Here is a 15,645-nt window from a genome sequence, read left to right on the forward strand (position 1 = left end):
CCCCTGTCCGACTCCACCCGGCTCACCCGGCGCCCCGAGTGGGTGGCCCTGGAGGACCACCGCGCGGACACGCTGCAGCGCCCGCGGCTGCGTGAGCTGTTCGCGGCCGACCCCTCGCGCGCGCAGCGGTACGTGGTGCGCGTCGGCGATCTGCGCATCGACTACTCCAAGCACCTGATCAACGACGAGACGCTCGCGCTGCTGCAGGAACTGGCCGCCGCCACCGACGTGTTCGGGCTGCGGGACGCGATGTTCCGGGGCGCGAAGATCAACGTCACCGAGGACCGGGCGGTGCTCCACACCGCCCTGCGCGCCGCGGCCGACGCGGTGATCGAGGTCGACGGCGAGAACGTCGTGCCCGAGGTGCACGCGGTGCTCGACAAGATGAGCGCGTTCGCGGACCGCGTCCGCTCCGGCGAGTGGACCGGCCACACGGGCCGCCGTATCCGCAACGTCGTCAACATCGGCATCGGCGGCTCCGATCTCGGTCCGGCCATGGCGTACGAGGCCCTTCGCCCGTTCACGGCACGGGAGTTGACGTTCCGGTTCGTGTCCAACGTCGACGGCGCCGACCTCCACGAGGCGGTCCGGGACCTGGACCCGGCGGAGACCCTGTTCATCGTCGCGTCCAAGACGTTCACCACGATCGAGACGATCACCAACGCCACCTCGGCCCGTTCCTGGCTGCTGGCCGGGCTCGGCGGCGAGGACAAGGCGGTCGCCAAGCACTTCGTCGCGCTGTCGACGAATGCCGAGAAGGTGGCGGACTTCGGCATCGACCCGGACAACATGTTCGAGTTCTGGGACTGGGTCGGCGGGCGGTATTCGTACGACTCCGCCATCGGCCTCTCGCTGATGATCGCCATCGGTCCGGACCGATTCCGGGAGATGCTCGACGGCTTCCGCATCGTCGACGAGCACTTCAAGAGCGCGCCCGCCGAGACCAACGCCCCGCTGATCATGGGCCTGTTGGGCATCTGGTACGGCAATTTCTTCGGCGCCGAGTCGCATGCGGTGCTGCCGTACTCGCACTACCTGTCGAAGTTCACGGCGTATCTCCAGCAGCTGGACATGGAGTCCAACGGCAAGTCGGTCGACCGCGACGGCCATGTCGTGGGCTGGGAGACCGGTCCGGTGGTGTGGGGCACGCCCGGGACCAACGGGCAGCACGCCTACTACCAGCTGATCCACCAGGGCACCCGGCTCATCCCGGCCGACCTGATCGGCTTCGCCCGACCGGTCGCCGAGCTGAGTGACGACCTCAAGGCGCAGCACGACCTGTTGATGGCGAACCTCTTCGCCCAGGGCCAGGCGCTCGCCTTCGGCAAGACCGCTGACGAAGTGCGCGCGGAGGGTGTGCCCGAGGAGCAGGTCCCGCACCGCACCTTCCTCGGCAACCACCCCACCACCACGATCCTCGCCCCCGAGCTGACCCCGTCGGTCCTCGGCCAGCTGGTCGCCCTCTACGAGCACAAGGTGTTCGTCCAGGGCGCCGTCTGGAACATCGACTCCTTCGACCAGTGGGGGGTGGAGCTGGGCAAGGTCCTCGCCAAGCGGGTCGAGCCCGCGCTGACGGAGGGCGCGGACGTCCCCGGTCTCGACGCCTCCACCGCCGCCCTCGTGGCCGCCTACCGCGAACTCAAGGAAGTGAACTGACATGCAGCTCGGTCTCATCGGTCTCGGCAAGATGGGCGGCAACATGCGCGAGCGGATCCGCCGCGCCGGCCACACCGTCATCGGCTACGACCGCAACCCCGAGGTCTCCGACGTCGAGAGCCTCGAAGAGCTGGTCGGGCAGCTCGACGCGCCGCGCACGGTGTGGGTGATGGTCCCGGCCGGCACCGCCACCCAGACCGTCATCGACGAGCTCAAGGACCTGCTCTCCCCCGGCGACACGGTGGTCGACGGCGGCAACTCCCGCTGGACGGACGACGAGAAGCACGCCGCGGAACTCGGCGTCAAAGGCATCGGCTTCGTCGACGCGGGCGTCTCCGGCGGCGTATGGGGCCTGCAGAACGGCTACGCGCTGATGGTCGGCGGCGACAAGGGGCACGTGGAGCGCCTGAAGCCGATCTTCGAGGCACTCAAGCCGGAGGGACCGTACGGCTATGTCCACGCCGGCCGGGTCGGCGCGGGGCACTTCTCGAAGATGGTCCACAACGGCATCGAGTACGCCATGATGCAGGCCTACGCCGAGGGCTGGGAGCTGCTGGAGAAGGTCGACTCGGTGGACAACGTCCGCGAGGTGTTCCGCTCCTGGCAGGAGGGCACGGTCATCCGCTCCTGGCTGCTGGACCTCGCGGTGAACGCCCTCGACGAGGACGAGCACCTGGGCAAGCTGCGCGGCTACGCGGAGGACTCCGGTGAGGGCCGGTGGACCGTCGAGGCGGCCATCGACAACGCCGTACCGCTGCCCGCGATCACCGCCTCGCTCTTCGCCCGGTTCGCGTCCCGTCAGGACGACTCCCCGCAGATGAAGATGATCGCGGCGCTGCGCAACCAGTTCGGCGGGCACGCCGTCGAGTCGAAGGAGTAGCGGGCCGTGGGGGATCTCCTGCTGGTCCGCCACGGTGAGACGGAGTGGAGCAGATCGGGACAGCACACCAGCTGGACCGACCTGCCCCTCACCCGGGCCGGCGAGGAACAGGCCAAGTCCCTGGCCCCGCTCCTCGCCGGCCGGGTCTTCTCCCTGGCGCTCACCAGCCCGCTGAGCCGCGCCGCCCGCACCGCCGAACTGGCGGGCGTGACCGGGGCCGTACCGGAACCGGACCTGCGCGAGTGGGACTACGGCGGCTACGAGGGTGTCACCACCGTCGACATCCACCGCTCCCGCCCCGACTGGGACCTGTGGACCGACGGGGTCCCGCCGGGACCGGACGGTCACCCCGGCGAGTCGCCGGCCGAGGTGGGGGCACGTGCCGACCGGGTGCTCGCCCGCGTGGAGGTGGCGCTGCTCGACGGCGACGTCGTCCTCGTGGCGCACGGCCACTTCCTGCGCGTCGTGACGGCCCGCCGACTGGGGCTGACCCCGGCGGACGGGCGGTTGTTCCAGCTGGCGACGGGCACGGTGGGCCGGCTGTCGACGGAGCACGGGCGACCGGTGATCGCGGAGTGGAACACCCGGCCGTAACTCCCTCGGCGGAGTTGACAGGTTCGGCAGGCCGGCGTCAGAGTCCCGGCTGATGGAGATCAACGATCTGACGCCGGCCGAACTGCGGGTGTGGCAGGCCTTTCCCAGGGGCGAGGCCGTGGAATTCCGCGCGGCGCAGGACGAGGGCGCGGCCGAGGGCGCCGACTGGGGTTCCCAACGGACCGTCCGGGCCACGGTGTTGAGGGCTCTGCTGCTCGACGGCCCGGTGGAGAGCGGGGAGGTGGCCGCCCTCAAAGTGGCGGGCGCGCGCATCACCGGCGTACTGGACCTGCGGTACGCGACGGTCGACAGCGTCGTACGCCTGAGTCACTGCCGGTTCGACGACGTCCCGGACCTCTCCGGCGCCCAGTTGAAGTACCTCAATCTGACCGGGTCCCGGATGCCGGGTCTGGCGTCCGCGCGGGTCCGGGTCGACGGCGGACTGCGGCTGACGGGCTGCCGGTTCGACGGGCCGGTGCGGCTCGGTGGGGCGCAGGTCGCCGGGGCGCTGTATCTGGAGGGCGCGGAGGTGACCGCGCCGGAGGGAAACGAGCGTCCGGTCCTCCAGCTCCACCAGGTGACCGTCGGAGAGGACCTGTGCGCGTCCCGGCTGCGCACGCGCGGGGAGATCCGCCTCAACGGCGCCACGGTCAGCGGCTCGCTCCGGCTGGAGGACGCCGAGCTCCGTCATCCCGGCGGCTTCGTCCTCAACGCCGAGGCCCTCGACGTGGGCGCCAACGTCCTCGGCCGGCGGCTGAGCGCACACGGCCGTATCGACCTGCGCGGCGCCCGCATACCCGGTCGGCTCGACCTGCTGTACAGCCGGTTGTCCCACCCCGGCGGCACCGCGATGCGGGCGAGCAGCTGTGTCATCGGCGAGGTGTGGCTGCGCAAGGGTCCGCCGATCGAGGGCATGCTCAACCTGCGCCGCTCCCAGATAGAACACCTCAACCTGGAGCCGGAGATGCTCCCGGACCAGGTCCGCCTGCTCGACCTCACCTATGTCTCCCTGACCCCGCACGTGCCGCCCGAGCATCGGCTGCCCATGCTGGAGCGGGACGAGGACACGTTCGACCCGCACGGATACGAGCAGTTGACGGCCGCCTACCGCCGCACCGGCGACGACCACGCCGCCCGCCTCGTCCAGCTCGCCAAGCAGCGCCACCACCGCACGACCCTGCCCTGGTACGGCCGGCTGTGGGGCCACGTCCAGGACGCCACCGTCGGCTACGGTTTCCGGCCGATGCGCGCCCTGGGCTGGCTGCTGTCCCTGCTCGCCGTCGGCTCCATCGCCTTCGCGCTGCACACACCCCCGGCGCTGAAGGCCGACGAGGCTCCGCAGTTCAACCCGGTGTTCTACACCCTCGACCTGCTGCTGCCGGTGATCTCCTTCGGGCAGGAACCGGCGTTCGCGCCGCAGGGCGGGCAGCAGTGGCTGTCGTACGTCCTCGTCCTCACCGGCTGGATCCTCGCCACGACGGTCGTCGCCGGCGTGACGCGGACCGTCAACCGCCAGTAGGCCGGCTCAACGGCTGGGCCTGAGAACGTGCTGGGCGGCAAGCCGCACCGGCGCGTTCTGGGCGCCGTAGCCCCGGTAGCCGTCCCGCTGCACGAGCTCGAAGAAGACGCGGCCGACCGTCACCGTGTAGCAGTGCCGGAACTCGCCGTACGGGTCACGGTCGTAGAGGATGCCCAGCTCGCGATACGTCTCCAGCTCGCCGTCCGCGAACTCGTACCGCGCTCCCAGGTCGTCGTAGTAGTTGGCGGGGATGGGCAGCAGACGTCCGCCCGCCTCCCGGTAGCGCCGGGCCGCGGCGATCACGTCGTCCGTGGCCAGCGCGATGTGCTGGGCGTGCACGGTGTCGTCGGTCGGTGCCGCGCCGACGCTCAGGGCGATACGGACGCTGCCGTCGGGGTTGGTGACGGCGCGGCTGCGCATCAGGCCGTACGGGTCGGCGACGTCGACGCTCTCCTGGGCGTGCAGGCCGAGGACGCTGCGGTGGAAGAGGGTCGCCTCGTCGTAGTGGTGCCAGGGCTGGGTGAGGGCGAGGTGGTCGATGCGGTGCACGCCCGCAGCCGCGGTCTCGTGCTCGATGTCCGTGAAGTCGGCGCGCCAGTTGGGCAGTTCGGGACGGTCCGTGGCGCAGAAGAAGAGTTCGGTGCCGTCGGGCGCCGCGACCGCGTCCAGTGGGGCGTCCTGCGGGGCGCGGCGGCGGGGCAGGACGGGGGCGAGGAGGTCCTCGGCGCGGCGGGCCGCTCCGGTGGGGTCCGGTGACTCCAGGCCGATGGCGGCGAGTCCGGTGCCGTCGCGGCGGGCGGAGCCGGCGGTGTTCACCAGGACGCGGGCCTCGCCCTGCTCCCACAGGTCGACCGGTTTGCTGCGGTGCCGTGCGGTGCGGGCGAAGCCCAGGGCGCCGAGTACGGCCGAGACCGGTTCGGCGTCGGGGGTGACCAGTTCCGCGAAGGTGACGCCGGTGGGGACGACGGGGGCGGGCGGTGCGGCCCGGCCGACCGTCTCCTGGAGGACCAGCAGGGAGCGGTGGGCGTCCACGGCCGTCGGGCCGGCCTCGGCCTGGCGGAAGACGTCGTTGAAGACCTCGAGGGAGAGGGGGCCGTCGTATCCCGTGTGCAGGACGTGGCGTACCAGTCCGGCGACGTCGAAGCCGCCCTGTCCGGGGAAGCAGCGGTAGTGGCGGCTCCACTGCAGGACGTCCATCGCGAGCAGCGGGGCGTCCGCCAGTTGGAGGAAGAAGATCTTCTCGCCGGGGATGTCCTCGATGCCCTTGGGATCGGAACCGCGGGAGAGGATGTGGAAGCTGTCCAGGCAGGTGCCGAGCGCGGGGTGGCCGGCGGCCTCGACGATGCGCCAGGCGTGGTCGTAGGTGCTGACGTGCCGTCCCCAGGCGAGCGCCTCGTAGGCCACGCGGATGCCGAAGTCCTGGGCCAGGTCGGCGAGTCGGGACAGGTGCCCGGCGGCGAGCGCGTCGTCGTCCACGGCCAGGGGATGGACGCTGGAGCAGACGAGGACGGTGTCGGCGCCGAGCCGCCGCATCAGCTCGAACTTGTGCCGGGCGCGGCGCAGATTGCGGGCGAACTCGTCGGCGGGCACGGCCTCGATGTCCCGCATCGGCTGGTACAGGTCGATGGTGAGGCCGAGGTCGGCGCACCGGCCGCGGATCCCCTCGGGCGTGAGCGGGCTGGCCAGCAGGTCGTTCTCGAAGATCTCCACACCGTCGAAACCGGCCCGGGAGGCGGCCGTGAGTTTCTCCGTGAGGGATCCGCTGAGGGAGACGGTGGCGATGGACGTACGCATGCCGATACCTCTTCCTACCTGTCCTTGACTGTCCTACCTCGGGGTTCCTACGGGTCCCGCCAGTTCGGCGATGTCCGCGAGCATCCGCGCGCTGTCGGGCTCGCGCCCGGTGAACAGGCGGAACGCGTCCACGGCCTGGAAGACAGCCATCCCGCCCCCGTCCAGAGTGGCGCAGCCGATCGCGCGGGCGGTACGCAGCAGCTCCGTCTCCAGCGGACGGTAGACGACCTCGGCGACCCACAGGCCAGGGTGCAGCAGCTCGGCAGGCAGGGGCAGGCCGGGGTGGGCGGCCATGCCCGTGGGGGTGGCGTGCACGAGACCGTCGGCGTGGCCCAGCAGCGCGGGGAGCGCGTCGAGAGCGGCGCCGACCGCGCGGCCGGCGCCGAAGTGCCGGTTCAGGGAGGCGGCGAGATCGGCGGCCCGGTCGGCCAGTGCGTCGACCACGGTGACCCGCTCGGCGCCGAGCGTCAGCATGGCGTGCGCCACGGCCGCGCCCGCGCCCCCGGCGCCCAGCTGCACGACCCGCTCCAGCGGCACGTCGGGCAGCCCGCGCGCGAAGGAGGCGGCGAAGCCGGTGACGTCCGTGTTGTGGCCGACGGACCGGCCGTCCTCGAACACGACGGTGTTGACCGCGCCCAGCGCCTCGGCCTGCGGGGCCAGCGCGTCCAGATGCCCGATGACGAGCTGCTTGCACGGGTGCGTGATGTTGAGCCCGTCGAAGCCCAGGTCACGGGCGGCCCGCACCAGGTCGCCCACCGCCTCGGGCGCGGCGCCGAGCGCGTCGATGTCGATGAGCCGGTACAGATAGCGCAGACCCTGCCGGTCGGCCTCCCGCTCGTGCAGCGCCGGGCTGAGCGACGGGCCGATGCCGGAACCGATCAGCCCGACGAGATACGAGTCCTTGGCGTCCTTGGCCACCGGGGGAACCTCCTGAGCGGCTCATTAATGTACGAACTAGTGAGTTAGTCATAGCAGGAGGCGCGGCACTTGGGAAGGCCTGGCACCGCACGCGCCGCGAGGCGCCTTCTACAATCACCGGCACGGGAGCAAGCCACCGGGGGCACGCTCGCATCTCGCCGAAGGAACCCGATGACCAGCGTCGACGAACCGGCACGACCGAACGGGCGGATCCGTGACGCCGCCCGCACCCAGGCCGAGATCCTCGACGTCGCGACGCAGGAGTTCGCCCGGGTCGGCTTCGCCGGCGCCCGGGTCGACGACATCGCCGCCCGCACCCGCACCACGAAGCGGATGATCTACTACTACTTCGGCGGCAAGGAGCAGCTGTTCACGGCCGTGCTGGAGCGCGCGTACGGCGTGATCCGGGAGGCCGAGCAGCAGCTCGACGTCGAGCACCTGGACCCGGTCGCGGCCATCCGCCGCCTGGCCGAGCTGACCTTCGACCACCACGAGCAGCACCCCGACTTCATCCGCCTGGTCACCATCGAGAACATCCACGGGGCCGAGCACATCGCCGCCTCCGAGAAGCTCGGCAAGATCGGCTCACCGGCGCTGGACGTGATCCGCCGGATCCTGGAGTCGGGACAGGAGTCCGGCCTGTTCACGGCCGACGTCGACGCCGTCGACCTGCACGCGATGATCAGCTCCTTCTGCTTCTTCCGGGTCTCCAACCGGCACACCTTCGGCGCCCTGTTCGGCCGTGACCTGGTGGATCCGGCCCAGCGCGAGCACTACCGCGCGATGCTCGGCGACATGGTGATCGCGTACCTGACCGCGGAGCGCGCGGCGGACTGAAGTCGTCCGGCACGACCCCCTTGACAGCCGGGAAACGTGGGCGCAACATCCGTAGCCACCGCTACTAACTATCCAGTGGGTTAATTAGCCGGGATCCGGCACTTCCCCTCTTTCCTCGTTTCCGCTCACTCCACTTATGTTGGAGTCCCCTCGAAGGAGCACGCCGTGTCCGTCCCCGCCCCCCAGGCCCCGCCAGGGCAGCCGAAGAAAGCCGCGACCGCCGCCTGGATCGGCAGCGCCCTCGAGTACTACGACTTCTTCATCTACGGCAGCGCCGCCGCGCTGATCTTCCCCGAGGTCTTCTTCGACGAGTCCGACCCGGCGACCGCCACCCTGCTGTCGCTGGCCACGTTCGGTGTGGCGTACGCCGCCCGGCCGGTCGGCGCGCTGTTCCTCGGTCACTTCGGCGACCGCATGGGCCGTAAGAAGATCATGGTCTTCACGCTGATCCTGATGGGCGTGTCGACGTTCCTCATCGGCTGTCTGCCGACCCGCGAACAGGTCGGCACCCTGGCGCCCGTCCTGCTGGTGCTGTGCCGGGTGCTGCAGGGCATCTCGGCGGCGGGCGAGCAGGCCAGCGCCAACTCGATGACCTTGGAACACGCGCCACCGCACCGGCGCGGCTTCTTCACCAGCTTCACGCTGAGCGGCACGCAGGGCGGGCAGTTGCTGGCCACCCTGGTCTTCATCCCGGTCGCCGCGCTGCCGGAGGAGCAGCTGCTGTCGTGGGGCTGGCGGGTTCCGTTCTGGATGAGCATCGCGGTCGCCGTCGTCGGCTATGTCATCCGCCGCAAGCTGGAGGAGACCCCGGCCTTCGAGCAGCAGGCCGCCACGGAGGGCGTCGTCAAGATGCCGCTCGCGGTGCTGATGCGGGAGCACTGGGCGGATGTGCTGCGGGTGATCGGCGGTGCGCTGGTCGCCTCGGTCAGCACGATCTTCACGGTGTGGTCGCTGTCGTACGCCACGAGTGACTCGGTCGGGATGAGCAAGTCCTCCATGCTGTGGGTGGGCGCTCTCGCCAACCTGGTCGCGCTCGCCGCGATCCCGCTGTGGGCGACTCTGTCGGACCGCATCGGCCGCCGCCCGGTATTCCTGATCGGCGCGGCCGGCAGCGCGGTGATGATGTTCCTCTACCTGTGGTCGATCTCCACCGGCTCCTACCCGCTGACCCTGCTGCTGGGCATCGTCACCTTCGGTGTGGTCTACAGCGCCGCGAACGGCGTGTGGCCGTCCTTCTACGGCGAGATGTTCTCCACCCGGGTCCGCCTGTCCGGCATGGCCATCGGCACCCAGATCGGCTTCGCGGTCGCCGGGTTCGCGGTCACCTTCGCCGCGCAGATCGCCGGCCCGAACGGCGACGACTGGGCCGCGGTGGCCCTGTTCACGGCCGCCCTGTGCGTGCCGCCGGTCGTGGCCGCCCTCTCCGCTCGCGAGACCGCCAGGATCCCGACGGAGCAGCTCGGCGAGCGCTCGGCCCGGGAGGCCGCGCAGCCGGAGACGGTGACGGCCTGATCCTGCGCTGAGCTCGCGCTGATCTCGCACGAACCCCGCAGTCCCCGGACGCCATGACGGCTCCGGGGACTCGGGCCTCACTCCGACACGAGCAGCTCCGTCCAGGCCTGTGCGACCCGCTCCAGCGAGAAGCCCTCCCGGACCTGCGTGCGGGCCAGCTCCCCGGCGGACCGCCAGCCGTCCTCCCCGAGCGCGGCGATCGCCTCCGCCATCGCCTCGGGGCTGTCGTGGATCCACCGCCGGTCGTAGATCTCGTCCGCCCCGGGCCACGGCAGCAGTGACGGTACGGCGCCGGAGGCCATCCCCTCGGCGGGCGCGAGGTGGAAGCTCTCGTCGTCGCTGGTGGACAGCACATGACCGACCCGCCTCAGCCAGCCCGCCACGTCCGGCCCGAAGCTGTCGAAGACGACGGCGCCTTCGAGGAGCGGCGAGGTCTGCATACGGTGCAGTACGGCGTCGTAGTGCTCACGTTCCTCGGGCTTGTTCCAGATCCACCAGTACTCCCAGGGCGGCTTGGACTTGACCGACAGATGCCAGCGCCGGTCCCGGGCGCGCAGCGCCTGCAGCACGTCGAGGCCGAGGTCGAGGCGTTTGCGGCTGGGTGCGATGCCGATCATGCCGAGGCGGTGGTGGGCGCCCGGCGCCTTCGGGCGGTCGAGCTGGTGGGTGTCCACCCAGTTGGGGACGACCACGACCTTCGAGTCGGGCCAGCCGGTGTGCTCGCGGGTGCGGCGGGCGTAGTACGGGCTGACGCACACCACCCGGTCGACGGCGTCGATGTCGACCTGGCGGGGCCACGGGGCGTCCAGTTCGAAGCGGTGCAGCCGTACGACGAGCCGGCTGCCGCGCCGCTTGTGGCGGCTGTACCAGACGGCGGCCGGACCGCACCACTCGACGACCACCACGTCCGCCCAGTCGGCGAGTTCACGGCTCGCGTCCGGGTCGTGGCGGGACAGCGCCGGCCAGGCGTCGACCCGTACCTCCAGACCGGGCAGCGACCGGAAGTGGTCGAGGAGCCGGGTGAGGAACTTCAGGTCGTGCCCGGCGACCCCCACGCGCAGGGGTCGGCCGCGGTCCGTCACCTCGGCGGGTGCGGCGGGGAAGGCGCGGTCGAGGTGAGCGCGCCAACGGGCGGCCGCTTGGTCCAGGGTGTGGTGCCGGGCGGCCTCGCGGCAGCGGTCGGCCGCGAGACGGCGGGCCTCCGGTTCGCGCACCGCCCTCGCCACGGCTTCGGCGGCGTCGTCGAGTCCGGCGCGGCCGGGCACGAACAGCGGGTAGTCGACGCCGAGCAACGCCTCGTGCGCGGGTGTGCGGTTGAGCACCACGGGCAGGCCCAGCGCCCCGAACTCCAGGACTTTGGTGGACAGTTCGAGGCTGGAGTCGAGCACCGGGTCCCGCCAGCCGAGGCCCACGTCGCAGTCCGCGGCGATGCGCATGGCCTCCTCGCGCGGCTGTCCGCCGTGGTGGTGGACGCCGGGCGTACCGGCCAGCGCCCGAGCCATGTCGGCCTGGAAGGAGGGGTGGGACGCGTCGTCATGGATCTTGTCGCCGACGGTGTGCAGTTCGGCGGGGACGCCTCGCTCGGCGAGCAGCTCCGGCAGCCGGGTCATGGACAGGGTGTTCCAGCGGGGCGCGAACTTGCCGGTGTAGACGAGGCGCAGTGGATCGTGGGGCCCGTCCCGGTCCGGCAGCGGAAAGCCGGGCTCGGGCACGGCGGGCGGACTGAGCACGCACTTGCCGCAGGCCTCGGGCACCCAGGTCTCCAGGAAGCAGCGCAACTCCTCGGTCTGGCACAGGAGTCGGTGCGAGGCCTCGGCGATGCGGGCGAGTTCCGCACGGGCCGTCTCGGTCATCTCGGCGGCGGACTGCGGGATGTCGGTGAGGTAGGCCCAGATCCGCCCGTCGAACCGGCCGTCGGCGACGATCCGCGAGACCAGCCGCCGGCCGCGCAGTACCAGCAGGTCGCAGGGTTCGTCCTCGTCGAGCCGGGTGAGCACCTGTGCGGCCTGCACCGGCGACATGGGCCGGTCGGCCAGGCCCGGGAGCAGCCGCTCCTCGTGCGGACACACCAGAGCGACCCCGGGCAGCTCGGCCAGCGGATCGGTCAACCGGCCGGTGCGGATGGGTGCCTTGAGGACGAGCCGGGTCTCGCAGCCCGCCTGGGACAGGGCCTGCACCGTCGACTGCGCCCACACGGCGGAACCGTCGATGAGGTTGAGGTCCACATCGCCGTAGACGAGCGCCCGCAGCGTACGGCTCATGACGGCTCCTTCCCGCGCACGGCGAACAGTCGGTGTCCCTGACCGGCCCAACTGCCGGGATCCGTGCCGGACATGTGCAGCGACCGGCGTACCAGCAGCGGTCGCAGCGACGGTACGAAGACGTAGTCGTCGGCGGCCGGCGTGTGGCCCACCGCGTCGGCGCCGGAGTACTCCTGGGCGCACATCAGATCGAGCAGCAGGGTGTCCGGCCGGTCCTCGGCGAGGTCCGTCCAGTCGGCGACCCAGGGTGCCAGCGGCTCCCCCCGGCGTACGGCCACTGAGGCGGCGGCGAGTTCGTCGAGCCACGCCGGATCAGGTACGACGACCTCGACCGGGCGGTGCAGCTGGCCGAGCACCTGCCCGACCAGCCGGGCGACGTCGGTACGGTCCCGGGGCGCGGCCAGCACGGCGACGCGCCGCTCGTCCAGCGGATCCGGGCCCCCGGCCGCCCTCGCCAGCCGTGAGAGCCGCACCCGTGTGCTGTCCGCCCGGAACACCTCGCGCAGCCGCTCCCGGCCCTCCGCGACCGGGTCCAGCCGGCCGAGCCGTACACCGGTGTCCGCGTCGACGACCGCGTCCCAGGCGAGCCGGGCGAGCCCGGGCGCGGCGGAGGCGGGGCCGTCCCGCCACAGCACCGCCTTCCGCCCCAACACCCTTGCCTCGGCCAGCAGTTCGGCGAGGGTGCGGTCCAGGTCGGGGGCGAGCCCGGTGCCGGTGAGCGACCAGGGCCCGTCGCCCGCGCAGGCACTGAGCTGCACGACGAGCACGTCAGGGTCGGTGCGCTGCACGAGCAGCCGCCCGTCGTGCGGCAGCAGCCGGTTGACGACCACGTCCGCCGCGAAGTCCTCGGCGGTGGCGGGGGTGAGGACACCGGCGACGACGAGACGGTCACGGGGGGCCACGGTCAGGGCGCGATGGGCGAGATGGAAACGGCCGTCGACGGGTGCGTCCGGCTCGGCCCGGTCCTTCGGCGCGTTCTCGGGCACCGGCCCGGCCGCGCGCCGCCGCCCGCGCCACAGGCCGTACAGCTCTCCCGGCAGCCGGGCGGCGCCCCGCTTCGGCGAGCGCGCGGCCGTCACCAGCGCCTTTCCCACCCGCAGCGAGGTCGAGCCCTCCAGCATGGCCACGCGCGCCTGCAGCACGTCGCCCCGGTCCCGGGCGGCCCGCAGCGCGGCGGCGAGCTGCTCCTTCTCCCGTACGGCGGCGGCCAGCCGCTCGGCGCGCCCGTCCTGTCCGGCGGCATCGCGGGTGCGTTCCGCCTCCTCGACGGTCCGTTCCAGATCCAGCACCCGGGCGCGCAGGGACCGGGAGGCCAGGTCGGCGAAGACGTACTCGTCGGCGAGTCGCAGCGCCGTGGCGTGGCCGTCGGCGGGGACCGGCCGGCCGAAGAAGTCGTGCGGCGGCAGGAGCTCGTCCGTGCGCGCGATGACCGCGCCCGCGTGCAGCTGGACGTAGTCGAGGGGGGCCGCGCGCAGCACCTGACAGCGGTGGGCTACGAGATGGTCGAGAAGCCGGTGGTACGGGAGCTCCGATACGCGGTGACCGAGCACGATCAGCCCGCGCGCACCGGGCCGCATACGTGCCAGTACGGCGCGACAGGTGTCCTCGCTTCCGTGCAGCTCGATGTCGGGACCGTACGACAGGAGTACCAACTCCCCTTCGACGAGGGGCTGTTCGCCGTCGCCGCGCAGGGCGACGCCCGGCGGCAGGTGCAGGTACGGCTGCAGGCTCAGGGCGCCGCGAGTCGCGTCCACCACTGTCGTGACGCCGTCGAGGTGCGGATGGAGCAGGTCGGTCAGGCGCATCAGCGGGTCCTCGTGAAGACGTGGAAGCCGACCCGGTTCTCCCGGAAGCCGTACGGCCTGGAGAGGGTGTGCCGCAGGCCGAGCGGCTCGAGTTCGGCGCGGTAGGCGGCGATCGGGCGGTGCACGATGCGGGCGCCGGGGGTCGTGCGCTCGGCGGTGGCCTCGTCGATGGCGATGTCGGCGGCGATATCGGTGACGATGTCGGAAGCGATGTCGGTGACGATCAGGCGGCCGGTTACGCGGATGAGGGAGGCCATGTTGCGCAGACCGGCCGCCCACGCCTGGTCGTCCGGTACATGGAACAGGACGTCCACGCAGACCACGATGTCGTACGGCCACGGGCTGCGCCACTCGTCGAGCGCGGCGACGGCGTAACGCGGGCCGCCCGCCTCGGCGCGGGCGTGGTCGACGGCGGGCGGGCTGATGTCGAAGGCGTCGACCCGATGGCCGCAGCGGGCCAGGGCGCGTGCGAAGTACCCCTTGCCGCAGCCGGCGTCGAGTACGAACAGCGGGGCGGCGGGGCTGGACAGGTCGCCGATGAGGGAGAGCAGCGTGCCGAGCCGCCGGGCGTAGAAGATCTCGTTGCCCGGACGGTCGAGCCCCGTGTGCCCACCGGAGGCGAGCTCGTCCAGGTCGCTGTGGCGGGCGTCCCAGTACGTCCGGGTGTCACCAGGCGTGGTGTCCCGATACGTCCGGGTGTCGTCAGCCATGGCGTCCCGGGACGTGTGCGTGACATCAGCCATGGCGTTCCAGCCACGCGGTGATGACGCGGGCGATCCGGCCGCCCGCCCGGCCGTCCCACAGGGGTGGTCCCTCCGCGGAAGCCGCTCCCCCGCCGTCCAGGAGCTTGCGCAGCGCCGGCACCAACTCCCCGTGCGTGACAAGCCGGTTGGTGCCGTGGGTCACCGTGACCGGGCGTTCGGTCGTGGTGCGCAGGGTCAGGCACGGCACGCCCAGGACGGTCGTCTCCTCCTGTACACCGCCCGAGTCGGTGATCACCGCGGCGGCTCCGCGTACGAGGCTCATGAACTCGACGTAGCCGAGCGGGTCGAGGAGGTGCACGCCCGGCGCGTCCGCGAGGCCCGCCGCGCTCAGCGCCGCCCGGCCGCGTGGGTGCAGCGGTACGGCCAGGTCGAGATGGCGGGCGGCCTCGGCCAGGACGCGGGCGGCGGCCGCGGCGGCCTGCGGGTCGTCGACGTTGGCGGGCCGGTGCAGCGTGACGACGCCGTAGCGCTCGGGCAGTCGGTGTGCGGCACGGGCGGTCACCGGGTCGAAGTGCTCCAGATGGGTGAGCAGGGTGTCGATCATCGGGTTGCCGACGAAGTGCACCCGCTCGGCGGCGATCCCCTCGCGGGCGAGGTGGCCGACGGCCTCGGGGCTCGTGACGAACAACAGCGCCGCCAGTTGGTCGACCAGACGCCGGTTGGCCTCCTCCGGCATCGACATGTCGAAGCTGCGCAGCCCGGCCTCGACGTGCGCCACCGGGACGCCCGCCCTGGCGGCGACGAGCGCGGCGGCCAGCGTCGAGTTCACGTCGCCGTACACCGTGACCAGCGCGGGTGCGCGGGCGGTCAGTTCGGCCTCCAGGGCCACCAGCAGGTCGGCGATCTGCCGGGCGTGGCTGCCGGAGCCGACGCCGAGGTCGGTGTCGGGTTCGGGCAGGCCGAGCTGCCGGAAGAAGATGTCCGACATCCGTTCGTCGTAGTGCTGCCCGGTGTGCACGAGCACCTGGTCGCAGCCCGCCGCACCGAGGGCGGCGACGACCGGCGCGGCCTTGACGAAGTTGGGCCGGGTACCGACCACATGGAGTACGCAGCCGTTCATAACCGTTACCTCCGACTCCGCGGTGCGCTGCGGGCGCCCCTACCG

General features: G+C 72.0%; 12 protein-coding genes. 6 read left to right on the top strand and 6 right to left on the bottom strand.

The window, feature by feature from the left end; all coding sequences use genetic code 11:
- The first annotated feature begins 3 nt into the window (after positions 1 to 3).
- The 4 genes from pgi to QQM39_RS05075 are packed head-to-tail and all read left to right on the top strand — an operon-like array spanning position 4 to position 4,649.
- A complete protein-coding gene (pgi, locus tag QQM39_RS05060; protein ID WP_302003485.1) occupies positions 4 to 1,656 on the top strand; it encodes a glucose-6-phosphate isomerase in 1,653 nt (550 codons plus the stop codon).
- Position 1,657: 1 nt separating this feature from the next.
- A complete protein-coding gene (gnd, locus tag QQM39_RS05065; RefSeq protein WP_301995422.1) occupies positions 1,658 to 2,536 on the top strand; it encodes a phosphogluconate dehydrogenase (NAD(+)-dependent, decarboxylating) in 879 nt (292 codons plus the stop codon).
- 6 nt (positions 2,537 to 2,542) lie between these two features.
- Positions 2,543 to 3,130 (top strand): histidine phosphatase family protein, encoded by a 588-nt coding sequence (locus QQM39_RS05070; RefSeq protein ID WP_301995423.1) that lies wholly within the window; start codon positions 2,543 to 2,545, stop codon positions 3,128 to 3,130.
- A 52-nt stretch (positions 3,131 to 3,182) separates the two neighbouring features.
- On the top strand, positions 3,183 to 4,649 hold the full coding sequence (locus tag QQM39_RS05075) for a membrane-associated oxidoreductase (RefSeq protein WP_301995424.1): 1,467 nt from the start codon (positions 3,183 to 3,185) through the stop codon (positions 4,647 to 4,649).
- Positions 4,650 to 4,655: 6 nt separating this feature from the next.
- On the opposite strand, the gene QQM39_RS05080 is transcribed toward QQM39_RS05075, so the two are convergent.
- Entirely contained in the window at positions 4,656 to 6,443 is a 1,788-nt protein-coding gene (locus QQM39_RS05080; RefSeq protein WP_301995425.1) for a bifunctional sugar phosphate isomerase/epimerase/4-hydroxyphenylpyruvate dioxygenase family protein, read from the bottom strand.
- A 33-nt stretch (positions 6,444 to 6,476) separates the two neighbouring features.
- Positions 6,477 to 7,361 carry a shikimate dehydrogenase gene (locus tag QQM39_RS05085; RefSeq protein WP_301995426.1) on the bottom strand — a complete coding sequence of 295 codons (885 nt, stop codon included), beginning with the start codon at positions 7,359 to 7,361 and terminating at the stop codon, positions 6,477 to 6,479.
- Positions 7,362 to 7,532: 171 nt separating this feature from the next.
- On the opposite strand from QQM39_RS05085, the gene QQM39_RS05090 reads away from it, so the two are divergent.
- A complete protein-coding gene (locus tag QQM39_RS05090; protein WP_301995427.1) occupies positions 7,533 to 8,198 on the top strand; it encodes a TetR/AcrR family transcriptional regulator in 666 nt (221 codons plus the stop codon).
- Between the two features lie 165 nt (positions 8,199 to 8,363).
- Entirely contained in the window at positions 8,364 to 9,710 is a 1,347-nt protein-coding gene (locus QQM39_RS05095; protein ID WP_301995428.1) for an MFS transporter, read from the top strand.
- A 77-nt stretch (positions 9,711 to 9,787) separates the two neighbouring features.
- On the opposite strand, the gene QQM39_RS05100 is transcribed toward QQM39_RS05095, so the two are convergent.
- From QQM39_RS05100 to wecB, 4 genes are read right to left on the bottom strand one after another with little or no spacing between them, the layout of a single operon-like run.
- Positions 9,788 to 11,971 carry a glycosyltransferase gene (locus QQM39_RS05100; RefSeq protein ID WP_301995429.1) on the bottom strand — a complete coding sequence of 728 codons (2,184 nt, stop codon included), beginning with the start codon at positions 11,969 to 11,971 and terminating at the stop codon, positions 9,788 to 9,790.
- Positions 11,968 to 13,776, bottom strand: a complete 1,809-nt coding sequence (locus tag QQM39_RS05105; RefSeq protein ID WP_301995430.1) for a hypothetical protein — start codon at positions 13,774 to 13,776, stop codon at positions 11,968 to 11,970. The genes QQM39_RS05100 and QQM39_RS05105 overlap by 4 nt, the downstream gene beginning before the upstream one ends.
- Positions 13,776 to 14,519 carry a methyltransferase domain-containing protein gene (locus QQM39_RS05110; RefSeq protein WP_301995431.1) on the bottom strand — a complete coding sequence of 248 codons (744 nt, stop codon included), beginning with the start codon at positions 14,517 to 14,519 and terminating at the stop codon, positions 13,776 to 13,778. Before QQM39_RS05110 ends, QQM39_RS05105 begins: the two co-directional genes overlap by 1 nt.
- On the bottom strand, positions 14,512 to 15,600 hold the full coding sequence (gene wecB / locus QQM39_RS05115; protein ID WP_301995432.1) for a non-hydrolyzing UDP-N-acetylglucosamine 2-epimerase: 1,089 nt from the start codon (positions 15,598 to 15,600) through the stop codon (positions 14,512 to 14,514). The genes QQM39_RS05110 and wecB overlap by 8 nt, the downstream gene beginning before the upstream one ends.
- Positions 15,601 to 15,645 lie beyond the last annotated feature (45 nt).

Source organism: Streptomyces sp. DT2A-34 (genome assembly GCF_030499515.1).
Lineage (GTDB): Bacteria > Actinomycetota > Actinomycetes > Streptomycetales > Streptomycetaceae > Streptomyces.